This window comes from Agromyces atrinae (assembly GCF_013407835.1).
GTDB lineage: Bacteria > Actinomycetota > Actinomycetes > Actinomycetales > Microbacteriaceae > Agromyces > Agromyces atrinae.
Map to the genome: position 1 here is coordinate 837,934 of NZ_JACCBI010000001.1, position 24,275 is coordinate 862,208.

The 24,275-nt window shown below is 69.6% G+C and carries 26 protein-coding genes; 9 read left to right on the forward strand and 17 right to left on the reverse strand.

Features of this window, described 5'->3' with window-relative positions:
• Positions 1–132: 132 nt before the first annotated feature.
• Positions 133–1,272 carry an AI-2E family transporter gene (locus BJ972_RS04060; RefSeq protein WP_129174457.1) on the reverse strand — a complete coding sequence of 380 codons (1,140 nt, stop codon included), beginning with the start codon at positions 1,270–1,272 and terminating at the stop codon, positions 133–135.
• A gap of 98 nt (positions 1,273–1,370) precedes the next feature.
• On the opposite strand from BJ972_RS04060, the gene BJ972_RS04065 reads away from it, so the two are divergent.
• On the forward strand, positions 1,371–2,771 hold the full coding sequence (locus tag BJ972_RS04065; protein ID WP_129174459.1) for a Gfo/Idh/MocA family oxidoreductase: 1,401 nt from the start codon (positions 1,371–1,373) through the stop codon (positions 2,769–2,771).
• 7 nt (positions 2,772–2,778) lie between these two features.
• Here the strand turns inward: BJ972_RS04065 and BJ972_RS04070 are convergent, their stop codons facing one another.
• Positions 2,779–3,354, reverse strand: a complete 576-nt coding sequence (locus BJ972_RS04070; RefSeq protein ID WP_241830788.1) for a GIY-YIG nuclease family protein — start codon at positions 3,352–3,354, stop codon at positions 2,779–2,781.
• A gap of 88 nt (positions 3,355–3,442) precedes the next feature.
• Between BJ972_RS04070 and BJ972_RS04075 the strand changes: the two genes are divergently transcribed.
• Positions 3,443–4,975, forward strand: a complete 1,533-nt coding sequence (locus BJ972_RS04075) for a carboxylesterase/lipase family protein (RefSeq protein ID WP_129174461.1) — start codon at positions 3,443–3,445, stop codon at positions 4,973–4,975.
• A gap of 73 nt (positions 4,976–5,048) precedes the next feature.
• Entirely contained in the window at positions 5,049–5,594 is a 546-nt protein-coding gene (locus tag BJ972_RS04080) for a dihydrofolate reductase family protein (RefSeq protein WP_129174463.1), read from the forward strand.
• Positions 5,595–5,704: 110 nt separating this feature from the next.
• Here BJ972_RS04080 and BJ972_RS04085 read toward each other — a convergent pair whose 3' ends face one another.
• Positions 5,705–7,213 carry an HNH endonuclease signature motif containing protein gene (locus tag BJ972_RS04085; RefSeq protein WP_129174465.1) on the reverse strand — a complete coding sequence of 503 codons (1,509 nt, stop codon included), beginning with the start codon at positions 7,211–7,213 and terminating at the stop codon, positions 5,705–5,707.
• Positions 7,214–7,326: 113 nt separating this feature from the next.
• On the opposite strand from BJ972_RS04085, the gene BJ972_RS04090 reads away from it, so the two are divergent.
• Positions 7,327–8,244, forward strand: coding sequence for a hypothetical protein (locus BJ972_RS04090; RefSeq protein WP_129174467.1), 918 nt, complete (start codon positions 7,327–7,329; stop codon positions 8,242–8,244).
• Positions 8,245–8,263: 19 nt separating this feature from the next.
• On the opposite strand, the gene BJ972_RS04095 is transcribed toward BJ972_RS04090, so the two are convergent.
• From BJ972_RS04095 to BJ972_RS04115, 5 genes are all read right to left on the reverse strand, one after another.
• Positions 8,264–8,614: a hypothetical protein gene (locus BJ972_RS04095; RefSeq protein ID WP_129174469.1), complete on the reverse strand. Its 351-nt coding sequence runs from the start codon at positions 8,612–8,614 to the stop codon at positions 8,264–8,266.
• A 31-nt stretch (positions 8,615–8,645) separates the two neighbouring features.
• Positions 8,646–9,449: a family 1 encapsulin nanocompartment shell protein gene (locus BJ972_RS04100; RefSeq protein WP_129174471.1), complete on the reverse strand. Its 804-nt coding sequence runs from the start codon at positions 9,447–9,449 to the stop codon at positions 8,646–8,648.
• Entirely contained in the window at positions 9,446–10,507 is a 1,062-nt protein-coding gene (locus BJ972_RS04105; RefSeq protein WP_129174473.1) for a Dyp-type peroxidase, read from the reverse strand. The genes BJ972_RS04100 and BJ972_RS04105 overlap by 4 nt, the downstream gene beginning before the upstream one ends.
• Before the next feature lie 154 nt (positions 10,508–10,661).
• Positions 10,662–11,324, reverse strand: coding sequence for a phosphoribosylanthranilate isomerase (locus BJ972_RS04110; protein WP_129174476.1), 663 nt, complete (start codon positions 11,322–11,324; stop codon positions 10,662–10,664).
• Between the two features lie 15 nt (positions 11,325–11,339).
• A complete protein-coding gene (locus BJ972_RS04115) occupies positions 11,340–11,813 on the reverse strand; it encodes a hypothetical protein (protein ID WP_129174478.1) in 474 nt (157 codons plus the stop codon).
• Positions 11,814–11,935: 122 nt separating this feature from the next.
• Here BJ972_RS04115 and BJ972_RS04120 point away from each other — a divergent pair, with 122 nt between their 5' ends.
• Entirely contained in the window at positions 11,936–13,153 is a 1,218-nt protein-coding gene (locus BJ972_RS04120) for a sensor histidine kinase (protein ID WP_129174480.1), read from the forward strand.
• Positions 13,150–13,779, forward strand: a complete 630-nt coding sequence (locus tag BJ972_RS04125) for a response regulator transcription factor (RefSeq protein WP_129174482.1) — start codon at positions 13,150–13,152, stop codon at positions 13,777–13,779. Before BJ972_RS04120 ends, BJ972_RS04125 begins: the two co-directional genes overlap by 4 nt.
• Position 13,780: 1 nt before the next feature.
• Here BJ972_RS04125 and BJ972_RS04130 read toward each other — a convergent pair whose 3' ends face one another.
• The 8 genes from BJ972_RS04130 to BJ972_RS04160 form a co-directional block, all read right to left on the reverse strand.
• Positions 13,781–14,584: an ABC transporter ATP-binding protein gene (locus BJ972_RS04130; RefSeq protein WP_129174490.1), complete on the reverse strand. Its 804-nt coding sequence runs from the start codon at positions 14,582–14,584 to the stop codon at positions 13,781–13,783.
• Positions 14,581–15,618: a FecCD family ABC transporter permease gene (locus BJ972_RS04135; protein ID WP_373366834.1), complete on the reverse strand. Its 1,038-nt coding sequence runs from the start codon at positions 15,616–15,618 to the stop codon at positions 14,581–14,583. The genes BJ972_RS04130 and BJ972_RS04135 overlap by 4 nt, the downstream gene beginning before the upstream one ends.
• A 2-nt stretch (positions 15,619–15,620) precedes the next feature.
• Entirely contained in the window at positions 15,621–16,667 is a 1,047-nt protein-coding gene (locus BJ972_RS17105; protein WP_129174492.1) for a FecCD family ABC transporter permease, read from the reverse strand.
• Positions 16,664–17,683: an iron-siderophore ABC transporter substrate-binding protein gene (locus BJ972_RS17110; RefSeq protein WP_129174494.1), complete on the reverse strand. Its 1,020-nt coding sequence runs from the start codon at positions 17,681–17,683 to the stop codon at positions 16,664–16,666. Before BJ972_RS17110 ends, BJ972_RS17105 begins: the two co-directional genes overlap by 4 nt.
• 216 nt (positions 17,684–17,899) lie before the next feature.
• Positions 17,900–18,679: a helix-turn-helix domain-containing protein gene (locus BJ972_RS04145; RefSeq protein WP_241830790.1), complete on the reverse strand. Its 780-nt coding sequence runs from the start codon at positions 18,677–18,679 to the stop codon at positions 17,900–17,902.
• Between the two features lie 10 nt (positions 18,680–18,689).
• The gene (locus tag BJ972_RS04150) at positions 18,690–19,463 is read right to left on the reverse strand and encodes a MerR family transcriptional regulator (protein ID WP_129174496.1); all 774 of its coding nucleotides are present in this window, start codon (positions 19,461–19,463) and stop codon (positions 18,690–18,692) included.
• Entirely contained in the window at positions 19,450–20,706 is a 1,257-nt protein-coding gene (locus BJ972_RS04155; RefSeq protein ID WP_129174498.1) for an MFS transporter, read from the reverse strand. Before BJ972_RS04155 ends, BJ972_RS04150 begins: the two co-directional genes overlap by 14 nt.
• A gap of 48 nt (positions 20,707–20,754) precedes the next feature.
• A complete protein-coding gene (locus BJ972_RS04160; RefSeq protein WP_129174500.1) occupies positions 20,755–21,399 on the reverse strand; it encodes a TetR/AcrR family transcriptional regulator C-terminal domain-containing protein in 645 nt (214 codons plus the stop codon).
• Positions 21,400–21,496: 97 nt separating this feature from the next.
• On the opposite strand from BJ972_RS04160, the gene BJ972_RS04165 reads away from it, so the two are divergent.
• The 3 genes from BJ972_RS04165 to BJ972_RS04175 are packed head-to-tail and all read left to right on the forward strand — an operon-like array spanning position 21,497 to position 23,327.
• Positions 21,497–22,006: an NAD(P)-dependent alcohol dehydrogenase gene (locus BJ972_RS04165; protein WP_206736502.1), complete on the forward strand. Its 510-nt coding sequence runs from the start codon at positions 21,497–21,499 to the stop codon at positions 22,004–22,006.
• Between the two features lie 38 nt (positions 22,007–22,044).
• Entirely contained in the window at positions 22,045–22,941 is an 897-nt protein-coding gene (locus BJ972_RS04170; protein ID WP_129174504.1) for an aldo/keto reductase, read from the forward strand.
• A complete protein-coding gene (locus tag BJ972_RS04175) occupies positions 22,938–23,327 on the forward strand; it encodes a DUF3054 domain-containing protein (protein WP_129174506.1) in 390 nt (129 codons plus the stop codon). The genes BJ972_RS04170 and BJ972_RS04175 overlap by 4 nt, the downstream gene beginning before the upstream one ends.
• Here the strand turns inward: BJ972_RS04175 and BJ972_RS17525 are convergent.
• Positions 23,319–24,170: a CPBP family intramembrane glutamic endopeptidase gene (locus BJ972_RS17525; RefSeq protein ID WP_241830791.1), complete on the reverse strand. Its 852-nt coding sequence runs from the start codon at positions 24,168–24,170 to the stop codon at positions 23,319–23,321. The genes BJ972_RS04175 and BJ972_RS17525 overlap by 9 nt on opposite strands.
• Positions 24,171–24,275 lie beyond the last annotated feature (105 nt).

Genomic DNA, 24,275 nt, shown 5'->3' on the forward strand with positions numbered 1-24,275 from the left:
GTGCATCGCGGGGGCGCGATACAAAGCCGCAAGTATGTCGACGCCGTCTCCACGGTCACCGGGTGAATGCTGTTAATGCCCTGAGAATTCGGATTCTTCCGTAGACGAAATCGCCGGTTTCGACAGGGCCGCTCAGACCGTTTCCGCGCGCTTCTGCCGCGCCGGTCGAGCCGGCTCGTTCGGACCGTTCCAGACCTTCACGATGCCCCACGCGACAGCCGTGATCGGTACGGCGAGGACCGCTCCGACGATGCCGCCGACGATGGTTCCTGCGGTCAACGCGAGCAGGATGACGAGCGCGTGCAGACGGAGCGATCGGCCCATGACGATGGGCTGGAGGAAGTTGCCCTCGAGCTGGTTCACACCCACGACGATCGCGATGACGATGAGCGCGACGACCGGACCGTTCGCGACGAGGGCGACCAAGGCTGCGAGCACGCCCGCGAGCGTCGCACCCACGATCGGGATGAACGCGAGCACGAACACGATGACGGCGAGAGGGAGCGCGAGGGGCACCTGCAGGATCGCCAGACCGACGCCGATGCCGATGGCGTCGACCGCCGCGACCGTCGCCGTGCCGCGCACGTAACCGCCGAGGGTGTCGACGGCCTTGGTGCCGATGCGCTTGCCGCGCTCGTACGCCACGCCCTCGAACGGGCGGAGGAGGAACTCCCAGATGCGCGGGCCGTCCTTCATGAAGAAGAACAGCACGACGACCATGAGCACGAGACCCGTGATGAACGAGGCCGTCGCCGAAACGCCCGCGATGGCACCCGAACCGAACTGCGCACTCGTCAGGAAGTCGGTGACCGCGTCGGTCGCGTCCTGGATCTGCTCATCGGTGATCGAGAACGGCAGCCCGAGCACGAAATCGCGCAACTGGTCGATGCCCTCGGCTGCGCTGTCGAAGAGCTCGCTCCACTGCGACCGAACTGCCTGGACGATGAGGAAGACGAGCCCGCTCAGCACGACGATGATCGCGATGAGCGCGAGCCACGTCGCGAGGATCGACGGCACGCCCTTCCCGCGTACCCACGAGAGCACGGGGTGGATCGCGGAGGCGAGGATGAGGGCGATCATGACGGGGATGATGACGAGGCTCAGCTGCGTCATCCCCCACACGAAGATCGCGACGACCGCAAGGACGGCGAGGATCTGGACGGCGCGGGTAGCGAGCCGGCCGGGACCATCGGTCCAGAGCGCACTCGCCGAGCGGGTGACCGGCTTCGCCTCGGGGGTCGGGCGGGGTGCGGGTCGGCGGAACAGGCTCACGGGATCTCCTCTTGATCGTGCGCCTAGCCTGTCATCCGTTTCGCGGCTCGCGCGACCGACCGGCCGGGCTGCCGCCGGATCGGCAAGGATGGGGAACCATGACCGACTCTGCGACGTCCGCGCTCCTTCCCCTCGCCTTCGGAGAGCCGGGAGAGTTCCGCGAGTTCACCGTCGGCCAGGTGCTGAGCGGGCGGAAGACCGGATCGACGAACCTCCGGATCGCGTACCGGATGTCGGGTACCCCCATTCCCGTCGAGGGCGAACGACGGGTGCTCGTCGACTCCACGAACCGGCCCGTCGCCGTCATCCGCTACACGCGGGTCGAACTGACGAGCTCGGACGACATCACCGAGGACCTCATCGTCCACGAAGCCTCGTCGATAGCGCAGTGGCGTGCCGCGCATGCGGACTACTGGTCGAGTCTCGTTCCCGCGATCCGCGAGTTCACGGGCGACGACGAGTGGACGCTCGGCACGGCGGAACCCGCGATCGCGACGGCTTTCGAGGTCGTCGAGCGTCTCGAACCTTCGCCGTCGATCGCGTTCATCGGCGCCGGGTTCCACGCGTCCCGCAATCTGTTGCCGGCCGCGGTCATCGCCGGTGTGCGCATCGACGCGATCGCGACGCGCGACATCGATCGCTCTCGCGCTGCGCTCCGCCGCTTCGGCTCCGACGGCGTTCCCTACGGCGACGCGGAGGAGCTTCTCGAGAACCCCGCCGTCGGACGCGTGGCCGTCGTCGCCCAGCCCGCCGATCAGCCCGAGCTCGTGCACGCCGCGATCGCCCACGGCGCCGCCGTGTTCGTCGACAAGCCGCTCGGCACCTCGGTGGACGAGGCCCGGTCGATCGCCGCGGCAGCCGAACGTGCGGGCGTCGAGGTCGTCGTGGGATTCATGAAGCGGCACGCTCCGTCGTACCGGCGTCTTCGCGCGCTCATCGGTGACGGCGCGCTCGGAGACGTGCGCTCCTTCCAGCTGACGTTCGGCTGCGACAGCACGGCGTTCTGCCGGACCGAGGCGGACTTCGTTCACCTCGCGGCGATCCATGTCATCGATCTCGTGCGGCACCTCTTCGGCGAGGTCGTCGACGTCACGACTCACTCGAACTCGACCGGCCCGGAGGTGGCCCTCGCCGTCGCCCTGCGATTCGAGTCGGGCGTCGTCGGCTCGCTCGACCTCGTCGGGCTGCCCTCCTACTCGAGCGAGACCGAAGTGCTGCGAGTGGTCGGCACGCGCGGCATCGCAACCGTGCGGGATGTCGGCGAGCTGACGCTTCATCGCACGGGGACGGCTGCGCCGTCGTGGACGGATCTCACCGAGACGACGAGCGTCCACCGGACCGTCGAGAGCGCGATGTCGGGCGTCGAGCGCGACCTCTTCGTACGCGGCTTCGTCGACCAGATGCGGGCGTTCGCCGCGGGCGACCTCACGCACGCGAGCACCGCGGCCGACAACGTGCACACGATGGAACTGTGCGCCCGCATCATCGGTCACGAGTGACGAGCGGTCAGAGCAGGGCCTTCGCCGCCGCTCGCGCGACCCACGACCGATAGAGCTGCCACGGGTCGTCGACGCCGTCGCGGAGCGCGTCGATGTGGTGCGTGAGCGCGACGTGCTCCTCGAACCATTCCGTTCGCGGAATACGATGCGCCGCGAACTCGGAGTGCCGGCGCGCTTCGAGTTCGCGGCCGCCCCGTTCGAAGGCGAGGACCTCGTCGTGCGGCAGCTGGGCGATGCGTGCCCGGGGCCCGGCGCTCGTGCCGATCTTGATGCGGTCGGCGTAGCGCACGTAGTAGACGACCTCGACGCGCGGTGGAGCCTGCACGTCGTCGGGGGCATCGCCGAATCGCCACTCGCACTCGGCGCAGACCCAGCCCGAGGGGTAGTGCACCCCGATACGGCAGCCGCACCACGCGCAGGGCGCGGGGAGCAGATCGGTCTCACCGACGGCCCCCGCGACGCCGTCGTAGATGACGACGAGGTGGCGGGCGCACACGTTGAGGGCCGCCTCGGCGGGCACCGGTCGGCCGCACGGCGCGGCATCGCCCTCGACGATGCCGCAGACACGCGCCACGACGGTCACGACGCGGTTCCGGCAGGAGACATGACAGCACGATAGGCGCACTCACCGACATCCGTTCTAGTCTCAGAAGTCCGACGAGAGGAACGCCATGGCAGCGGAGACGGCAGCGCGGAGAATCGATCTTCCGGCGGGGACGATCGAGGGTCGTGCCGCCGATGGTGTCGCGGTGTTCCGGGGCGTGCCATACGCCGCCGCACCGTTCGGCGAGAATCGCTTCCGCGCTCCGCAACCGGTCGAGCCGTGGGACGGCATCCGCGACGCGACGGTCTTCGGCGCGACGTCGCCGCAGACCCCATACCCCGGCCCGCTGGGCGCCATCCTGCCGACGAGCGAGATCGCTGGCACCGACATCCTGAACCTCGCCGTGTGGGCGCCCGACGAGGACCCGGCCGGAAGCCATCCCGTCTTCGTGTGGATTCACGGCGGAGGCCTCACGCGCGGAGCCAACTCGCTCGACGCCTACGACGGCTCGCGATTCGCGGAGCAGGGCGTCGTCGTCGTCGCGGTCAACTACCGCCTCGGCGCCGAGGGCTTCTCGGTGCTCGACGACGCTCCACGCAATCTCGGGCTCGCCGACCTCCGCGCCGCCCTCGAGTGGGTGCGGGAGAACATCGCAGCGTTCGGCGGCGACCCAGCCGACGTCACGGTCGGCGGTCAGTCGGCGGGAGGGGCTCTGACCGCGGCGCTGCTCGCGATGCCCGACGCGGAGACGTTGTTCGCGCGTACCATCGTGCAGAGCGGTCCCCTCGACGCTCAGCCCGAGAGCGAAGCGCGACGCGTGACCGACGCCATGGCGAAGCACCTGGGGATCGCGGCGACGCGCGAGGCCTTCGCCGCCGTCACGCCCGAGCGGCTGCTCGAGGCCCAGGAGCACGTGCTCGCCGGGGGCAGTCCGCTCACCTCCGGGCCCTCCTTCACGCTCACGATCGGCGGCGAACTCGTACCCGAGAACCCGCGCGATGCGCTGCGTTCCGGGGTGTCGGCGAACCTGCCCTTGCTCATCGGTACGACGACCGAGGAGTACCGCCTGTGGTTCGTGCCCACGGGTCGGCTGCGGAAGATCTCGAAACTCATGCTCCTCGGCGCACGGGTCGCGAAGCGCATGCCGAGCTCGCTCGTCGCGACGTTCCGCGACGCGCGTCCCGGAGCGCGCCCGGGCGAGATCCTCGGCGCGATCGTCACCGAGCTCATCCTCCGCGCCCCAGCCCAGGATGTCGCGGACGGGCGCCTGACTGAGGGTGCCGCGACGTGGATCTTCGAATTCGCCTGGCGCAGCCCGGTCGAGAGCGCCGACGGCGATGTGCTCGGGGCAGCGCACGCGGTCGAGATCCCCTTCGTCTTCGACAACGCCGAGACGACGGATGCCGCCCCGCTCGTCGGCGAGGCTCCCCCGCGTTCGCTCGCGCGCTCGATGCACGCGTCGTGGCTGACCTTCATCCGGTCGGGTCGCGCCGACTGGACGGAGTGGGATGCCACGCGGCCCGTCCGCGTCTTCGACGGGGCGGATGACCCGATCGCGCTCGCGCCTCGCGATGACGAACGACGCGCGCTGCTCGAGTGGGAGGCCGGCCGGCGCGCTGCCTCCGGTACCTCCCGCGGTGCCGCGGAGGTGCCCGCGTAGTCTGGAGTGACTCCGTCGACGCCCGCCCCTGCGGCCGCCGAGTGTGCGTCGGCCTCACGAGAGAAGAGGAACGATGGCACGCCTGATCTACTCGGCCACCATGTCGCTCGACGGTTTCATCGCCGGATCGGGTGGCGACATGTCGTGGCTCACTCCTTTTGCGGAGCAGAACGACCTCGCCGATCGACTCATGAACGAGACCGGAGCGCTGCTCGTCGGAGCGCGGACCTACGGGGGCGACGACCCCAATGCGGGAGACCCGGAGCACGAGGGAGCGTTCGGCGGCCAGTGGCACGGGCCGCAGTACGTGCTCACGCACGCCGCGCCGTCGGACGAGCTTCCCGATGACGTGTTCTTCGGCGACGACCTGCTCGAGATGACGATCGCGGCGAAGGCGGCGGCCGGAGAGAAGTACGTCAATGTGCTCGGCGCGGATGTCGCACGCCAGTGCATCGAGCACGGAATCCTCGACGAGGTGCTCGTCTTCATCGTTCCCGTGCTCCTCGGAAGCGGCACGCGTCTCTTCGAGAGCGAGTCGTGCGAGCAGGTGCGTCTCGAGCGCGTGAGCGTGACCGAGAGCCCGCTCTCGACGGATGTCTGGTACCGGGTCACTCGGTAGTAGCGGCGCGGGTCGGTATCGGCGCGGGTCGGTATCGGCGCGGGTCGGTCTCGGCGCGGGTCGGTCTCGGCAGCTCGGTCTCGGCCGCTCGTCGCGGGAGCCTACCGACGCTAGAAGGGTGGCGGTTCGGTGTCGCTGGTGTACCCGGTGGGGCTGGCCCAGCGGCGGCGGGGTGGTTTCGGGTCGAGGGTGAGGTTCTCGTCGGGCCAGTCGCGGGTGGCGCGGTCCGAGTCGGGTCCGTCGGAGGGCGCGCTCGACGTGAGGAGGTGCTCGAGAGCTGCTCGAACGTCGGCGCTCTTCTTCGACTCGGGTGACTGCTCGGGTCTCGTTTCGGGTGCCTGTTCGGGTCTCGGTTCGGGTGGCTGTTCGGGGCCGAGCCACGTGGTGTGTTTGAGCGTGTGGTCGGGTGGGCAGAGTGGTGCCAGGTTGTCGATGTCGGTTCTGCCGCCGTGGGCCCAGTCGTGGATGTGGTCGATATCGGAGGTCGCGGCGAGGCTGTTGCATCCGGGTCTGGAGCAGCGTTGGTAGGTGAGGGTCAACCAGTCGCGTTGTGCCTGGCTCGGCCGGTATTGGGTGCGGTCGAGGTGGAGCGGTTCGGCGGTGATGGGGTCGACGATGAGGCATCGGAATGCGGTCGCGGTGTCGAAGATCTGGCGGGCGGTCTCGGTGCTGATCGGTCCGTATCCGTCGATCGTGGCGACATCGAGCCAGGGGTGCTCGGGAAGAGCGCTACCTGTTGTTTCAGTACTCACACGCGCATCACGTACGGGCTTCTCGAGGAGTCCCGCGATGAGCGGCACGGTGACGAGGACACGCGTCTGCACGGCGGTCGGGGTTCCGGTGCCGGTGAGCCAGGCGGAGAACTGGTCGGCACGCAGCTGATCGCGGGTGCGGGTCTCACCGGTAACCCGTGAGGCTTGCTTGGCGGTCGCGTTCAACCGGGTGCGGATCTTGACTCCGTCGAGTGCGGGCACCAACGCGTGGAGCCACATCATGCCTTCGGGGGCGTCCTCGAACACGACCCGTCGTTCGGTGAGGGCGCGTCGGTGGCGTTCGGCGAGGGTCGCGGCGCTGAGCCGGTCGCGCAAGCGCTTCGCGCGAGACCGGAACGAGGCGACGGTGACGCGTCCGGCGATTCCGGCGAGTTCGTCGTCGAAGCGTGCGATGGCGTCGGCGTCGTCCCACCCGGTGATGGTTTCGACGGCGGCACGCACGATCGGATATGACGTCGCTCCGTCGAGGAACTCGAGCCACAGCTTCGGTAACCGTGCGGCGAGCGTGTGTGCTTCGGCGGCTTCGTTCACGACGGTCGCTGTCGGAATGAGCAACCGCATCGACAGCTCGGTCGCCGCGGCACGCACCGCCCAGTCACGCGCTTCAGCACGGGTCATGAGTTCGGGGAGCACGTAGATGTGCGGGTTCTCCTGAGCCATCCGAATCGCCCGGCCAATGGTCGCGAGACGACGGGCCGCGACCCGGTTCGCTTCGAAGGCAAACTGCTCGGCGTCGGTCATGACCATGTCGAGGAGCTCGGCCTGCGAGATCGTCACGCCACGAGCGCCAGCAGAACCATCAGCACCCTCGGGCACACCGCCCGTCTCATCCGTCGATTCGATCACATTAGAAGACTAGTTCGAACCACCGACATCCCGCCGGCCTACCGAGCACCTGTGGACAACTCCGCACATCACCCCGCGACGAGCCATCCGCGGCGAGATGGGAGGATGAGACGGTGACGTCTTCAGCTGCGAGCACCCCGCCCTCCTCCCCCGATCTCGGCATTCTCTTCGACGTCGACGGGCCGATCGCGAGCCCGGAGACGCGCACCATCGCGATCGAGAGCATCCTCGACGACATCGTCACGCTCACGCGCATCGGCGTGCCGATCGCATTCATCACGGGGCGCTCCGACGCGTTCATCCGCGACGCCGTCATCGCGCCGCTCCTCGCTCGCGGGCTCGCCGAGGCGCTCGACACCCCCGGCGCACGCATGTTCGGCGTCTATGAGAAGGGCGCGACGTGGTCGACGATCTCGTCCGACGGCCTCGGCGACGTGATCATCGATGAGTCGGTCGCTCCCCCGGCGGCGCTCGTCGACGAGATCCGCTCTCTCGTCGAGAACGAGTTCTCCGACATCGTCTTCTTCGACGACACGAAGCGCGCGATGATCTCGGTCGAACAGCGCACGGATGTCAGCAACGACGCGTTCCGCGCACGACGCGACGCCTTCGATGACGCCGCGTACGACGCCGCCATCCGTCACGGCGTCGGCGTCTCGCACGGCGATCGCCGTCACCCCGACGACTCGGGAGAGACCCCGTTCCGCCTCGACCCGACGATCATCTCGACCGATATCGAGTCGGTGCTGCTCGACAAGGACCGGGGTGCGCGCCGTGCCCTCGAGCACTTCCTGTCGCTCGGCGAGGTGCCGAAGCGCTGGCGCACGATCGGCGACTCACGCAGCGACTACAAGATGGCCGACGAACTGCACGCGACGGGCTACGACGTCTCGCACGTCGATGTGCGCCCGAGCGACGGCATCCTCGAGAAGCCGTACGACGTGATCGTCGAGGGCGACCTCATCCACGACGAGGCCGGCGCGGCATTCCTGCGGCACTGGGTGACCGAGCTCGAGCGCACGACGGCCTGAGGCACGCCGCAGCCCCCGCTCAGGCGAGGGTCCTCAGCCTCTCATCGACCGGGAACGGCACGGTGTAGTGGAGTCCCGGCATGTCGACGGCACCCCAGTCCTCCTTCTTCACACGCACGACATCCGTCGACACCTCGACGATGCGCACGCGCAACCAGCGGCCGTCGTCGAGTCGCAGCTCGTAAGGGTCGGCGAGGTAGCCGATGCCGGTGGCTTCGAGCATCTCCTCGGCGTCGAGCCACTCGAGAGGCGGTGTGCGCGGGCGCCCGAGGAGGTCGATGACGACGAATCCCTCACCGTCGGGGAGCATCCAGCCGAGCATCTCGCCGTCGCCACGGCGGTGCGCTATCCAATCGGGGTGAGCAGGCATGGCTCCCACGGTAGGCGACGCCGGCCGCACGTTACACGAGCGCGATGGCCGCCTCGGGCGTCGCGACGCGGAAGCTGAACGTCTCTTCGAGGTAGAGACTCACGCTCTCACTGGTGTGCGAGCTGTAGCCGAGCGACAGGTCTTCGCCGGAGTCGAAGACGAAGTCGCCGCCTCGGAGGCTCAGCACGACGGCGCCCTCGGCACCCGGCGTGTACTCGACCGGACCGTCGAGGATGCGCCGCAGGTGCTCGAGGAGGGATTGCCCGCCCGCGTCGTTGCCGCCGACGACGTTCACCCAGTCGTCGCGGCCGAGGGCGAGCCCGTAGGGTCCGTCGATACCCGCGTCCTTCAGCACCGCCACGGCCGCGGCGACCTGCTGGGCGAACCGCCGCGGGTCGTCGTCTCGGGAGATCGGCGGATGCGGCGTCGCCTGCGTGATGCCCGTGATGCCGACGGCGTCCCATCCCGCGAACACCGCGGCGTTCTCGACCGTCGCGATGCGGCGTGCTGCCGCGTCGAGGGCGCCGAGATCGACGTCGAGCGCCCCGCGGGCTCCGGCATCGAGCTCCGAGCGGCTGAGGGTGAAGTCGGCACGCACCTCCGCGAGCGGCAGCACCGAGCGCGTGCGAGCGATCACGGCATCGGCCGGAGCGGCGACGACCGGTCCGACCCGACCGAGGTTCGTGGCCGAGTGCTGCCATCCGTGCGGGCCGGCGAAGTCGACGAGCTTCCGCGCCCCGAGCGCCGTCGACAGGCGCGTCTTCGCCTCGTCGTCGAGCATGTCCCAGACAGCGTCGGTGATCGGGGCGAGCCCGCGAAGCAGGTGGTCCGTCATGATTCGTGCCTTTCGATGGGGTGCGCTTTCAGTGAACCGATTCCGAGCCCGGATGCCGCGGGAGGGCGTTCCTCGACGTCGTCGCGCACATCCGGCTCCGGGGCGTCGAGGGCTCCGAGCATGTCGAGCGGCGGCGCGAAGAACGCCGTGCCCGTGAGCGGGGTCGAGAAGTCGAGGAGGCGGTCGTGAGACCCGACGGGGTCGCCGATGAACATGCGTTCGAGCATGCGTTCGATGACCCAGAGGTGCCGCGCGTAGCCGATGAAGTACGTGCCGAACTCGCCCCGGCCCGGTCGCCCGAACGGCATGTTGTCGCGCAGGATGTCGTGCTCGTCGCCGTTCTCGTCGACGATCGTCGCGAGGGTCTTGTGCGATTTCTGGCCCGAGGTCGCGTCGTCGAGTTCGACGTTGTCGATCTTCGTGCGCCCGATGATCGCCTCTTGGTGTTCGGTGCTGAGCGCCGCCCACGCATCGAGGGGGTGCGTGTACTTCTGCACGACGACATAGCTCCCGCCCGCGAACGCCGGGTCCTCATCGCCGACGAGGGATGACGCGGGCAGATCGAGACCGACGGGATTCGCCGTTCCGTCGACGAAGCCGAGCAGGTCGCGAGAGTCGAAGTAGCGGAACCCCTGCACCTCGTCGACGACCGTCACGGCGTCTCCGAGGGCGTCGAGCAGCAGGCGCTCGAGCTCGAAGCAGAGGTCTTCGCGCTCGGCCCGGATGTGGAAGAGCAGATCGCCCGGTGTCGATACGGCCGTGTGCACGGAACCCGCGATGACGGGGAAGGGATGGAGTTCGGCGGGGCTCTCGCGTGAGGAGAGGCGCGCCCACGCCTCGCTGCCGATGCCGACGTTGCACGAGAGCCGGCCGTTCAGGTCGCGGAAGCCGACGGTCTTGACGAGTCCGTCGAGGTCGGCAAGAGCCGAGCGCACGGCGTCGAGGGCATCGGCCGACGGTGCAATCGTGACGACGAGGAAGATCGCGGAGCGACTGAGCGGCGCATCGATCGATTGAGGCGCGATCGGCACACGATCGGCCGCGTCGTTGCCCGTCATGATGGAAGCCCCCGTCGCGCCATAGGGCTATCGTGCCACTCGAGCGGCACCGATCGCTCGACTTTCGTCGTGAAGAAGCTGCTCGTCGAGGACGTCTTCGGGCTGCCGTGCATCGTCGTGCCGGACCCCGTGACGGGAACGCCGTCGGTCGTGCCTATCGGGCGGCAGCGGGCTCGGCGTCCGTAGGCTCGGCGCCCGTAGCTCGCACCGCATCGACGAACGCGGCGATGCGCGCGAGCGACTTCACGCCGCGCTCCGATTCGACACCGCTCGACACGTCGACGCCGCTCGGCAAGAGGGCACGGATCCGCTCGACGACGTTCTCGGGAGTGAGGCCGCCCGCGAGCAGCCAGAACCCGGTCGGGCGAGCGCCGCCGAGAGCCGTGACGTCGAAGGGCACACCAGCACCAGGCTCCTCGGCGTCGAGCAGGAGGCGTTCGGCCGGTCGTGCGCTCGCACGGTACTCGGCGAAGCTCGCGGCGCTGAGCGCGCGGATCGGCCGGAGTCCCTCATCGCGAAGAGCATGCACATCGGCATCCTCGACCGTGCCGTGCAGCTGCACGGTCGTCAGCCGCGCGCGCCGTGCGATATCGCGCACCTCGGCCAGGCTCGCGTTCTGGAACACGCCGACCCGTTCGATCCCCTCGGGGATACGGCGGCCGAGCGTCGCCGCGCGTTCGGGTTCGACGAACCGGACGCTCCGCGGAGCGAAGACGAATCCGATCGCGTCGACGCCGGCCGCGACGCCCGCCTCGACGGATGCCTCGGTCGAGAGTCCACAGATCTTGATGTAGATGGCAGGCCCCTTCCGCGTCATCCGCCGAGGGGAACGTTAGCCGATGAACGAGACGCCGAGGGTCGCGAGCACGCCGAACGCGACGCCCCAGATGATGATCGAGATGATCTGCCAGAGGATGACGGCGTTGCGCGAGGCCCCGAAGGACACCATCGCGGCCGACGTGATCTGACTCGGCAGCAGTGTCTGGCCGAGGAGGCTCACGCCCGCGACGCCGTAGCGGTCGAATCGCTCACGCAGCTTCCGACGTCGCGGCGACTCGGGCTTCGGAGTGCCGCGCTCGACGACCTTCGAGCGCACACCGTGGGCCGTGAGCACGACGATGAGCATCGAGAGGATGTTGCCGACGATCGCGGCGACGATGGCGACGACGGGGTTCAGGCCGGCGAGCACACCGATGACCGCTCCGAAGTACGACTCGATGAACGGGACGGCCCCCGCGAGCATGATTCCGAGCCACTGGGCGACGGCGGGGAGAGAGGCGGTGAAGTCCTGGAGGGAGTCGATCACGGGGGTTCCTTTCGTCGGCGAATGACGGCGTGATCCCATACTTCCGGCGCTGCCCTTCCCGGGGCAGTGCCGCGGCGTCACGCGCTGACCGTGACATCTGTCACTGGCCTACGCTCGAAGGCATGCCCCCCGAGACCCCGTCGACCATCGCCCGCGGCGAGTCGGGTCGAAGCGTGCAGACCACATGGGCGTACACACTGGGTTCGGTCGTCTTCTTCTACGTCGTGTTCGACGCGGTCGTCGTCGTCGCGGTGACGAACGCCTTCCGCACGGCACCGTCACTCGTCGACGGCACGCTGCTCGTGCTGACCATCGTCGCCGCCGCCCTGCACATCCGGTACTGCTGGTTCCTGCGCGCGGGCCTCGGCGGAGGGGTGCCCGGCCGGTGGACGATCGCGCTCATCGCACCCGCCGCACTCGCGTGGATCGTCGGCCTCGTCTCGTCGACGAGCGTCATCGCCTCGGTGCTCCCCCTCTGGATGTCGCTCTCGCTCGTCGCGTGCCTCCTGCCCGTGCTGCACCGCTGGGTCCTGATCGGTGCCGCGGCCGTCGTATCGCTCGTCCACGCTCCGCTCTCGGCGGCGATCCTCGGTCGGCCCCTGGAGGTCGGGCTCGAGAACGCCGACCGACTGTGGTTCATCGGCATCTACGCGGGGCTCCTCCCCGTCATGGTGATGTCGAGCATCTGGTGGTGGGGCATCGTCGTGACCCTCGACCGCAACCGTCGGGCATCGGCCGACCTCGCCGTCGCCCGCGAACGCCTCCGGTTCGCCGCCGACCTCCACGACATCCAGGGACACCACCTGCAGGTCATCGCGCTCAAGACCGAACTGGCCGAGAGACTCCTCTCGATCGACCCCGAGGCCGCGCGCGGACACCTGCACGAGGCGCGCCTCATCGCGAAGGAGGCGCTCGAGGAGACGCGCTCCCTCGTGGCGGGCTACCGCGAGACGAGCTTCGACGACGAGCTCGAGAACGCGCGCGAGGTGCTCACCGCCGCGGGTGCCGTCTGCGACGTGCGGGTCGACACCACGATCGACGATCCCGAGACGCAGCGCGTGCTCGCGCTCGTCGTGCGGGAGGCGACGACGAACATCCTGCGGCACAGTGCGGCAGAGACCGTCGGCATCCGATTGACCCGCATCGACGACGGCACATCGATCCTCGTCACCAACGACGGGCTCACGGCGACGGCTCGGTCCGCCCGCGCACCCGGCACCGGACTCGCCGGCCTCCGTGAGCGGCTCGCCGCACTCGGCGGCGTGCTCGACACCGACGAGGATGCCGACGGCGGGCGCTTCGAGCTGCGCGCGTGGGTTCCCGTGCGGGTGAACGCATGAGCGGCGTGAGAGAGCCCGGCTCCGTCATCCGTCTGCTCGTCGCCGACGACGAGCACCTCATCCGCGGCGCCCTCATCGCCCTCCTCGATCTGGAGGACGACATCGAGGTCGTCGGCTCCGCCGACAACGGTGAGGACGCCGTGCGGGTCGCTCGCGAGACGACCCCCGACGTGTGTCTGCTCGATCTCGAGATGCCGAAGGCAGACGGACTCGAGGCCGCCGCGCGCATCCTCGACTCCGTCGCGACCCGCGTCGTCATCGTCACGCGGCACGCTCGCCCGGGTGTGCTGAGGCGAGCACTCGCCACGCGCGTCTCGGGATTCGTACCGAAGTCGACCCCCGCCGAGGAGCTCGCCGACGTCATCCGCGACGTCGCCGCCGGCCGACGCTACGTCGACCCCGAGATCGCGGCGACCGCGTTGTCGGCCGAACGCTGCCCGCTCACCGACCGCGAACTCGACGCGCTGCGCCTCAGCCGATCGACGCTCAGCGTGCAGCAGATCGCCGACCGACTGCACCTCGCTTCGGGCACGGTGCGCAACTACCTCTCGGCGGCGATGACGAAGCTCGATGCGTCGTCGCGGCACGAAGCGGCCGAGAAGGCCTGGCAACAGGGTTGGATCTGACTCACGCCGCCACGTGATGACGACCGAGCGGCAGCATGAGGGGCTTGCCCGACGTGGGGTCGACGATGACACGGCTGTCGAGACCGAAGACCGCGCGCACGCAGTCCTCCGTGAGGACGTCGACCGGCTCGCCCGCCGCGTGCACGGTGCCCGCCTGCAGGGCGATGAGGTGATCCGCGTAGCGCGCCGCGAGGTTCAGGTCGTGCAGCACCATGACGATCGTCGTGCCGCGTGACCGGTTGAGGTCGGTGAGGAGATCGAGCACCTCGACCTGGTGGCTCACGTCGAGGAAGGTCGTCGGCTCGTCGAGGAGGAGGAGGTCGGTCTGCTGCGCGAGCGCCATCGCGATCCACACCCGCTGGCGCTGGCCGCCCGAGAGCTCGTCGACGGGTCGATCCGCGAGGTCGACCGTGTGGGTGGCCTCGAGCGCCTCCGCGACCGCGAGATCATCGGCCGCACTCCACCGCGACAGGATGCCCTGGTGCGGGTGCCGACCGCGGCCGACGAGGTCGGCGACCGTGATGCCCTCGGGTGCGATCGGTGATTGCGGGAGCAGCCCCAGGGTGCGAGCGAGCTCCTTCGCCGGCATCCGATGCACCTCGCGGCCGTCGAGCACGACCCGGCCCGCGCGCGGCGCGAGGAGCCTCGACATCGAGCGGAGGAGCGTCGACTTGCCGCACGCGTTGGCGCCGACGATGGCCGTGATGCGGCCGGGAGGAACGACGAGGTCGAGCCCCGTGATCACGGTCTGATCGCCGTAGCCGAGGGCGAGGCCCTCGACGCTGAGTGAGTGGTCGTGGGTCATAGCGAGCCTCCCGCGCAATTGGTGCGGATGATCAGGTAGATCAGATACGGAGCGCCGAGCACTCCCGTGACGACGCCCACCGGGTAGCGGAGGCCGAGTGCGTACTGCCCGACGACGTCGGCCACGAGCACGAGGAGCGCTCCGATGAGAGCGGCGGGGACGAGGAGGGAGCCGCCGGGGCCGACGATGCGCGCGGCGATCGGACCGGCGAGGAACGCGACGAACGCGATGGGTCCGGCCGCTGCCGTCGCGAACGCGATGAGGCCGACGGCGGCGATGATGACGACGAGGCGCGATCGGTTGACCCGCACGCCGAGCGCCGACGCCGTGTCGTCGCCGAGCTGGCTCATCGAGAGGTTCCGCGACTGCGAGAGCAGCACGGGCCCGAGCACGGCGAGGGCGATGAGCACGGGGAGCGCCTGCGACCAGCTCGACCCGTTGAGGCTTCCGGTGAGCCAGCGCATCGCCTCCTGCAGGTCCCACTCGGCGGCCTGCGACAGCACGTACGCCGTCATGCTCTCGAGCATGGCCGCGACGCCGATGCCGATGAGGATGAGGCGCGTGCCGACGACTCCGCTGCGGAACGAGAGCGCGTAGATGACGAGCGCGACGAGGAGGCCGACGACGATGGCGAAGGCCGAGACCTGGGCGGCGCCGAGCGAGAGCGTCACGATCGCGAAGGCCGCCGCGGCGCTCGCCCCGGCGCTGATCCCGATGATGTCGGGGCTCGCGAGCGGGTTGCGGAGCATCGTCTGGAACGTCACTCCGCCGAGCCCGAAGCAGAGCCCGACGAGGATCGCGAGCACCGCGCGCGGAAGACGCAGACGCCCGACGGTGAAGGTCGCTCCCGCGACGTCCTGCCCCGCGATCACGGCGATGACGTCGGCGAGCGGATAGAAGGTCTGGCCCACCATGAGACTCACGACGAAGACCGTGGCGATGAGCACCGCGAGCACGACCATCGTGACGCGACGCCGTCGGCTGCGTCGCCGGCGGGAGCTGCGGATCGACGCGGCGAGGGTGTCGAGGGCGATGCTCACAGGGCACTCACCTTCTGGCGCCGCACGATGTAGATGAAGAACGGCGCGCCGATGAGCGCCGTGATGATGCCGACGTCGATCTCGGCGGGCCGGGCGATGATGCGACCGATCACGTCGGCCGCCGTGAGGAGTGCCGCACCGACGACGGCCGAGAACGGCAGCACCCAGTGGTGATCGACGCCGATGAGCAGCCGCACGGCATGGGGCACGACGAGGCCGACGAAGGCGATCGGGCCTGCGACGGCCGTCGCCGCACCGCACAGGATGACGGCTCCGAGCGAGGCGGTGCCCCGGGCGATCGCGACCCGCTCACCGAGTCCGGCGGCGAGGTCGTCTCCGAGAGCCAGCGAATTGAGGCCGCGGGCGGAGAGGAAGCAGATGACGAAACCGACGGCGAGGAAGGGCAGCACCTGCTGGATGCTCTCGGGGCTCGCTCCCCCGACGCCGCCGATCTGCCACGACCGCACGCCTCCCGCGATGTCGTTGCGCGGCAGCATGATCGCCGTGATGAGCGAGATCAGAGCGGCCGACGTCGCAGCACCGGCAAGCGCGAGCTTGAGCGGCGTCGCGCCGCCCCGCCCGAGCGACCCGATGATGTAGACGAACGTCGCCGAGGCCGCCGCACCGAGGATCGCGACCCAGATGAAGCTCGTCGCCGAGACGAGCCCGAAAAACGCGATGCCGACGACGACGGCGAGAGCGGCACCCATGTTGACCCCGAGGATGCCGGGATCGGCGAGCGGGTTGCGCGTCACGCCCTGCATGACGGCGCCGGAGACCCCGAGGGCCGCTCCGACGATGATCGCGAGGAGCGTTCGCGGAATGCGCTTCGCGACCGAGGCCTGCCCGAAGCCGTCGGCGCCGCCGCCGAGTGCCGCGAGGACGTCGTCGAGATCGACGTCACGCGACCCGACGACGATCGAGGCGACGGCGAGCACGCCGAGGACGGCCAGCACGGCGAGGAGCCAGGCCGACCGCAGACGTCTCGGGCGCCGCACGACGGCGGCACCCGAGACGGGAGTGTGCGACGGGAGAGAGGTCACTGGGCCTTGTCGGCGGCCTCGGCGAGCAGCGTCACGTAGTCGTCGAGGATCCACGAGATCGACAGCGGGGTCGGGTTCGCCGCGGTGCCGAGCGGGCTGGTGCCCGGGAGGCTCACGATCGAGCCGCTCGCGACGGCGGGCATCTGCGAGAGCAGCGGGTCGCCCTCGAGGGCCGTGACGAGCTCGTCGCCGCCGTACGTCACGATGATCTGCACGTCGTCGAAGGCGTCGGCCTGCTCGGCGCTCTGCGTGAGGGCGAACTTGTCGGTCGTCGCCGATGCCGTGACGAGGCTCTTGGGGAACGTGAGGCCGAGGTCCTCGAAGAACATCGTGCGCGTGTCGTGCGTCGTGTAGAAGCTCACCTCGCTGAGGTCGGCCGTGTCGACGTGCGTGAGGAACATCGCGGTCGTGCCCTCGAGCGACGGGTGCTTCGCGGCCGTGTCGGCGATCTCCTTCTCGAGGTCGGCGATGAGCGCCTCTCCCTCGTCGGCCATTCCCATGCCGGCCGCGTTGAACGAGATCATGTCGCGCCACGAGGTGCCCCATGCGGTCTCGGGGTACGCGACGACGGGAGCGATCTCGCTGAGCGTGTCGTAGTCCTCCTGCGTGAGGCCCGAGTAGGCGGCGAGGATGACGTCCGGGTTCGTGTCGGCGACGGCCTCGAAGTCGATGCCGTCGGTCTCGTCGAAGAGCACGGGCGTCTCGGCGCCGAGCTCCTCGAGCTTCTCGGTCACCCACGGCAGCACTCCGTCGCCGTCGTCGTCGCCGAAGTTCGCCGCCGCCATTCCGACGGGAACCACGCCGAGTGCGAGGGGCACCTCCTGGTTGGCCCACGCGACGGTCGCGACGCGCTCGGGGTTCGCGGGAACCTCGGACGTGCCGAGGGCGTGCTCGATCGTGATGGTGTCGCCGTCGGTGCTCGCCGCGTCGTCACCCGACGGGGTCGAGCAGGCGGCGAGGCCGGCCGTGAGGAGGGCGGCCGCCGAGAGGGCGACGAAACGGGATGCGCGAGGCATGGTGTCCTTTCGGAGGGGGGGGTGACGCTCGGACCGAGGGCATCGACGTCGGGGCATGCGGAACCGACCGGTGTGTCACCGGTTCGAGGGTCGCTCACGGCTGTCGACGTACGACGCTCATCAGCGAGCTAAGGATTGCCTTACCAAAGGTAGGCGAGAGGTCACGGCATTGCAATCGAGCAGAAGAGACAGCGGATCTCGCGAAACGGACACCGCTCAGGAGGCTCGGAAGCGCCCGGGACTCTCGCCGGTGATGCGCCGGAACGCCGTGCCGAACGCGCTCGCCGACGTGTACCCCACCATCGCCGCGACCTCGTCGATCGGCACCCCCTGCGCGAGTTCGGTGATCGCGTGGTGCGCGCGTACCGTCGCGACCCACTGACCGAACCCGAGACCGGTCTCGGCGCGGAAGTCGCGCGTGATCGTGCGTGTGCTCACACCGAGTCGCGTGGCCCACTCGCTCAGCGGCGTCGTGTCGCCCGGATCGTCGCGGAGCGCGCGGGCGATGGGAGCGAGGAGCTCGGACCGGGGCATGCGGAGCAGGAGGCTTCGCGACGCGGGTGTGAGCACGTCGAGCACGACGGCCTCGGTGCGGGAGCGCGCGTCGGGCTCGAGTTCGCCCGCGAGGCGCTCGAGCAACTGCCTGAGGAGCGGCGAGATCTCGACGGCGACGGCATCGGCCGAGATGGACGGCACGGAGACGACGCTGAACTGCGCCGCGCGGTACCACGTGCCGGCCGGCATCCACCCGGAATGCAGCACCCCGGCGGGAATCCAGAGCCCCACCGACGGCGTCACGGTCCACGTGCGCGACCCGATCGTCGCCGTCGACGCACCGCGCTCGTTCCAGAGCAGCTCGTGCGTGGGGTGCGAGTGATCGTCCCAGTGCGTGTTGCGCATGATCTGCTCGTTCGCGCCGGCGATCACGAACGGCACCTCGACCGAGCCCGCGTCGTAGACCGGCAGGCGGCGATGGTCGACGGTTCCCGTACTCACGACGTCAAGGCTAGACCGGTGGCGGCACCTCGCGGGGCGGCGCGGGGAAGAGCTCGTCGAACCGCTCGATGACGCGCTGCTGAGTCTCGTTGAGGAGGTCGCCGGCGAGGGTCGCGAGCAGGTCGGTCGCGGAATCGGGGACGGCGAAGAGCCCCGTCGCGGTCAGCTCCGCGACGACGGGCCCGAACAGGACGGCGAAGTCGGCGACGAACGCGTCGACGTCCTCGCGCGGCGTGGCGTCGTCGAGTGCGTCGAACCGTTGCGTGAGGAGCACGGTCGCCTCGCGCAGCTCGGGGACGGCCAGCCGTTCGAACGCCTCGACGATGCCCGGCAGGCCCTCGTCGCCGACGACGTGCGCGAGGAGCACGGCCTGATCGCGGTCGAGACGATCGAGGGCGGATGACGGCGGCAGCGTTCCTCCCAGGCCGACGAAGCGCGCGAGTGCGGGAGGAAGCGCGGGCGGGGTTCCGTTCTCGCGCAGGTCGGCGATCAGTGCTCGCTGCCGCTCGAGCCGTTCGATCTCGGCGGCCAGTTCGGCGTCGAGCCGCTCGAGGAGCGGTGCGGCCGACGTCGAATCGTCGTCGAGGAGAGGAGGCATGCCCTCGAGCGGGATGCCGAGGGAGGCGAGTCGCTTGATGCGAAGCACCCGCACGAGGTCGTGCACCGAGTACCGGCGATAGCCCGAGTGGGATCGCGGCGGCTCGGGGAGGACGCCGACCGAGTGGTAGTGCCGCAGAGCGCGGACGGACACCCCCGCGAGTCGCGCGAGTTCAACGCTCTGCATGCTCCACCGCCCTCACGTCGTCGGCGCAGGGTGCGTGCGCCTCGGGTTCGAGCGTACGCAGGGAGCGGGCGCACAGCCCTCCGACGGCCGCGACGACCCAGACGGCGACGAGCGCGAGGACGGCCGCGCCCACCCCGACGTACTCGGTCACGACCGCGGCGACGACGATTCCGAGCGGAGCCGCGAGCGTCAGGATCGCGTTCTGCGTGCCGAGGACGCGGCCGCGCACGGCGTCGGGGATGCGCTCGATCATGAGCACGCCGAGGAGCGCTCCGAAGAGCCCGCTCGCGAGACCCACGACGAAGGCGCCGGCGAAGACGAGCCACACCGACGCGAGGGCCGCGATCATGGCGAGGCCGATCGTCGTTCCGACGAGGCCCGTGAGCAGCCACACCCGCCGGAGCAGTCGGGTCGCGGCGAACGCGTAGGTCGCTCCGCCGACGAGCATGCCGAGGGCGAGCGCGCTCAGCACGAAGCCCAGCATCTCGGGGTGGCCCTCGAGGGTGAAGTACACGGGGAGGACGAGACCCTGCAGACCGGCGAGGGCGACGGCCGAGGCGACGGTCAGCGCCGTCACGACGACGAGGAACCGACTGCGGAAGAGTGCACGCCAGCCCTCGCGGAGCGCTCCCCACCCGCCCGTCGCGACGGCGCCCTCCCCTCGCGGCGCGATCGCGCCGACGCGATGCGGGATGAGCAGTGTCAGCGCCGCGGCCGAGAGTGACGTCGCCGCCGTGATCCACAGGACCGTCGAGCCGTCGAAGACGACGAGGAGCGTGCCCGCGGCGGCGGGGCCGAGGAGCAGGGCGACGGCACCGAGACTCTCACGCAGGCCGAGGAGCCGGTCCGCCGTCATCCGGCCGTTCGACACGATCGCGGGGAGCAGCACCTCGCGAGCCGTCATGCCGGGGACGTCGCCGATCGTGCCGATGATGCCGAACAGGACGAACCACCCGATGTCGAGGCCGGTCACGAGATCGACGATCGGCAGCGCCGCGAGAGCCGCCGCCGAGATGACGTCGGAGATCACCGAGGCCGTCAACCGGTTGATGCGGTCGATCACGACGCCCGCGACGAGACCGACGACGAACGCGGGAATCGCACTCGCGGCCGCGACCGCACCGGCGCCGAGCGCGCTGCCCGTCGACTGCAGCACGATGAGGGGCAGCGCGATGGCCGCGATCGAGTTGCCGAGGAGCGAGAGCGTGTACGACGCGAGGTAAACGAAGGGAACGAGGTTCATGCTTCGAGTGAAGACCCTGACGTTACGTCGGGGTCAAGCGGTGCGCCGTCACTCCGCGGCGAGGCGCCTCTCGAGCTCGTCGAGGATGATGTCGAGGCCGTACCCGAACTCGTTGCCGAACGCGTAGTCCTTGCCCACGACGAGCTCCGTCATGAGTTCGCGAACGAACGGGTACTCGTCGGCCGGGACCTCGAATCCCGCCGCGAAGTCCTCCGGGCCGTCGGCCGAGTCGAAGGGCAGGTTCACCTCGGTCAGCACGAACCCGTAGACGTAGGCGTCGAGCACCGAGAAGGCGTGCGAGGCGAGTGCGATCGAGAAGCCGTTCGTGCGGAGGCACGCGAGCACGGCGTTGTGGTGGATCAGTACGGCGGGGCCGGGCGAGGATCGGGACTCGAGCAGACCGAGAGCCCACGGATGACTCGAGAGCACGGCGCGTGCGGAATCGGCGCGCGTGACCATCTCGTCTCGCCACGGCGCCGTGGCGACGGGGAGGGCGATGCTCGCGAAGGCCACGTCGGCGAGCCCGTCGAGCAGGGCCTGCTTGTTGGCGACGTGGTTGTAGAGCGACATCGCCTCGACGCCGAGCTCGCGACCGACGTTGCGCATGCTCACCGCGGCGAGGCCACCGCGATCGGCGACGGCGACAGCGGCCTCGATGACGCGATCGCGAGTGAGAGCGGGTCGTTCAGCCATGTCATCCCTCCGGGGCCTTGCGTACTTACATGCGTAAGGCTACGCGGCCGGAGTCATCTTCGGCGGCCTCACGGCGCTGCACTTCCTGCGCGACACGGTGACCGTGCGCCCGGGCGACACGGTGCTCGTGAACGGCGCATCGGGCGCGATCGGCACGAACGCCGTACAGCTCGCGAAGAACGCCGGCGCGACCGTGACAGCCGTCACGAGCACGGCGAACCTCGATCTCGCGCGCCGACTCAGAGCCGACCGCGTCGTCGACTACACGGTCACCCCGCCCCTCACGCTCACCGATCGCTTCGACATCGTGCTCGACGCCGTCGGCAACATCTCGCCTCGCCGCGGAGTGACTCTCCTGAGCGAGCGCGGAACGCTGCTGCTCGCCGTCGCCGACCTCTCGGAGACGCTCAGCCTCCGTCGCCGGGTGAAATCAGGGTCGGGTGCCGAGCGCGCCGTCGACGTCGAGCATCTCGTCGAGCTCCTCGCGACGGGCCGGCTCGAGAGCGTCATCGACAGCACCTACCCGCTCGCGCAGGCCGTGCGCGCTCACGAGCGCGTCGACTCGGGACGAAAGGTCGGCAACGTCATCCTGAATCCCGGCGACTGAGGGCGAGAATGGAAGGACGCTTTCGACGAAGGAGTTCCATGCGCACCCGCACCCTCGGCCCCTACACGGTCTCGGCGATCGGTCTCGGAGCGATGCCGCTCTCGATGAACAACGACAGGCAGATCCCGTCCGACGAATCGGCCATCGCCACGGTGCACGCCGCACTCGACGCGGGAGTGACCTTCATCGACACGGCCGACATCTACGCCCCCTCGTGGGACACGGTCGGTCACAACGAGAGCATCGTCGGCCGCGCGGTGAAGAGCTGGGGCGGGGATGCCTCGCAGATCGTGATCGGCACGAAGGGCGGCATCACGCGCGCCGACGGCGAGGTCTGGGGCCGCGACGGCTCACTTCCCTATCTCCGGGCGGCCGTCGAGGCCTCGCTCCGACAGCTCGACGTCGAGGCGATCGACCTGTACCAGTACCACCGCCCCGACCGCTGGATCGTCTACGGCGAGATCATCCAGCACCTCGCGACGCTGCGCGACGAGGGCAAGATCCGCGCGATCGGCATCTCGAACGCGAGCGTCGAGGAGATCGACATCGCCGTCGAGGTGCTCGGCGAGGGAAACCTCGCGAGCGTGCAGAACGAGTTCTCCCCGCGTCATCCCGGCAGCTTCGACGAACTCCGGCACTGCGCGGAACGCGGCATCGCCTTCCTGCCCTGGAGCCCGCTCGGCGGCACGGGCGGCGCGGGTCGATCGGTCGGCGACCGATTCGGCGTCTTCGCCGACATCGGAGCCGACCGCGGCGTCAGCCCTCAGCAGGTCGTCCTCGCGTGGGAGCTCTCGCTCGCCGACGTCGTGATCCCGATCCCGGGGGCTCGCCGCGCCGCCTCGATCAGCGATTCGGCGCGCGCCGCCGACCTCGAGCTCTCGACCGACGAACTCGCTCGATGCTCGGCCGCGATCGGCCTCGAGCTCGACGCGTGAGCCGGTCGACGCGCATCGCCCTCGGCGCATTCCTCGGCGACCTCGTCATCGTGCTCGCCTTCGCGACGATCGGTCGCGCGAGTCACGCGGAGGGGCTCCTCGGTGACGGCGGCGTCGGGCTGATGACGACGGCCTGGCCGTTCATCGCGGCGCTCGGCATCGCCTGGCTCGTCACGCTCGCGTGGCGCCGACCCACCGCACCGCTCCGCACCGGCGTGCCGGTCTGGATCGTCACGGTCGCCGTCACGATGCTGTTCCGTGCGCTCAGCGGGCAGGGCACGGCCCTGTCGTTCGTGATCGTCACGGCCGTGTCGCTCGGCGCCTTCCTCGTCGGATGGCGGCTCGTGGCGTTCGCCGTGAGCCGCCGTCGACGCGTGTCAGCGTAGGCGCTTGCGCTCGGGGAACACCGTTCCCTTGACGAGGAAGATCGCCACGATGGCGAAGACGATGTAGATCCAGTTGAAGATTCCGGCGAGGCTCAGGAGTTCGGCGGAGCCCGCGCTCGCGGTCGTCGTGTCGATGCCGCCGGTCGCGAGGAACGTCGTGGGGTCGGTCGCCGCGTGCAGGAGCATCGGCCAGATGATGCTGCCGGTGACGCGCATCACGAGGTACATCATCGTTCCGAATCCGAAGGTGTAGAGCACCGTGATGACGACCGTGAGAGGCGCCTGGCCGTTCAGCGCGTTGATGGAGTGCATGAGCGCGAAGAGCAGTGACGAGATCACCATGACGACGCGCTCGCTGTACCCACCGCGACGCAGGATGTTGACGGCGAGTCCGCGCGTCACGAGCTCCTCGGCGAATCCGACGCACAACCCGAAGGCGAGGGTCGTCAGGATCACGGCGACCGTGTACTTCGACCAATCGGTTCCCGCCGCGCGCAGGATGATCGGGATGACGAGGAGCGGCACCGCGATCCACATCCACCCGCGCCCGGCTACCGGCTGCCGCCCGAAGACCTCGCGGAGCCAGCCGACCGACCAGGTGAAGGTGAGCGCGAGCAGCCCGGCGATGAGGATCGCGAGCGCGATGCCGAAGACGATGCTCTCGGGTGTCGCGAAGAGGTTCTTCGTGTCGATCTGGTCGTGGAAGGCCGTTCCGATGAGCAGGCCGATGCCCTCGTAGATCACGAGGTACCCCACGACGAGCAGGAGGGCGCGCCACCAGCCGCCGTGGTTCCAGAACCGTGCCCAGCCGGACTGCTTCGTCTGCGTGATTACCTCTACCACGTGATCTCCCCGCATGATCAGACGCCTCCCGCGGGCGCTCTGAGCACATAGTGGCAGTTCGGTGAACCGGTCGACAAGTGGGGTCGAGACGCGTTCCGCTACACG

What these genes read in the sequence shown, in the direction of transcription:
- BJ972_RS04095 (WP_129174469.1), bottom strand. Translation starts at nt 8,614, where the DNA reads ATGCCTGCTCACCCCGATTGGATAGCGCACCGCCGTGGCGACGGCGAG.
- BJ972_RS04065 (WP_129174459.1), top strand. Translation starts at nt 1,371, where the DNA reads ATGACCGACTCTGCGACGTCCGCGCTCCTTCCCCTCGCCTTCGGAGAG.
- BJ972_RS04075 (WP_129174461.1), top strand. Translation starts at nt 3,443, where the DNA reads ATGGCAGCGGAGACGGCAGCGCGGAGAATCGATCTTCCGGCGGGGACG.
- BJ972_RS04170 (WP_129174504.1), top strand. Translation starts at nt 22,045, where the DNA reads ATGCGCACCCGCACCCTCGGCCCCTACACGGTCTCGGCGATCGGTCTC.
- BJ972_RS04150 (WP_129174496.1), bottom strand. Translation starts at nt 19,463, where the DNA reads ATGCAGAGCGTTGAACTCGCGCGACTCGCGGGGGTGTCCGTCCGCGCT.
- BJ972_RS04110 (WP_129174476.1), bottom strand. Translation starts at nt 11,324, where the DNA reads ATGACGCGGAAGGGGCCTGCCATCTACATCAAGATCTGTGGACTCTCG.
- BJ972_RS04080 (WP_129174463.1), top strand. Translation starts at nt 5,049, where the DNA reads ATGGCACGCCTGATCTACTCGGCCACCATGTCGCTCGACGGTTTCATC.
- BJ972_RS04130 (WP_129174490.1), bottom strand. Translation starts at nt 14,584, where the DNA reads ATGACCCACGACCACTCACTCAGCGTCGAGGGCCTCGCCCTCGGCTAC.
- BJ972_RS04120 (WP_129174480.1), top strand. Translation starts at nt 11,936, where the DNA reads ATGCCCCCCGAGACCCCGTCGACCATCGCCCGCGGCGAGTCGGGTCGA.
- BJ972_RS04160 (WP_129174500.1), bottom strand. Translation starts at nt 21,399, where the DNA reads ATGGCTGAACGACCCGCTCTCACTCGCGATCGCGTCATCGAGGCCGCT.
- BJ972_RS04100 (WP_129174471.1), bottom strand. Translation starts at nt 9,449, where the DNA reads ATGACGGACCACCTGCTTCGCGGGCTCGCCCCGATCACCGACGCTGTC.
- BJ972_RS04155 (WP_129174498.1), bottom strand. Translation starts at nt 20,706, where the DNA reads ATGAACCTCGTTCCCTTCGTTTACCTCGCGTCGTACACGCTCTCGCTC.
- BJ972_RS17110 (WP_129174494.1), bottom strand. Translation starts at nt 17,683, where the DNA reads ATGCCTCGCGCATCCCGTTTCGTCGCCCTCTCGGCGGCCGCCCTCCTC.
- BJ972_RS04105 (WP_129174473.1), bottom strand. Translation starts at nt 10,507, where the DNA reads ATGACGGGCAACGACGCGGCCGATCGTGTGCCGATCGCGCCTCAATCG.
- BJ972_RS04125 (WP_129174482.1), top strand. Translation starts at nt 13,150, where the DNA reads ATGAGCGGCGTGAGAGAGCCCGGCTCCGTCATCCGTCTGCTCGTCGCC.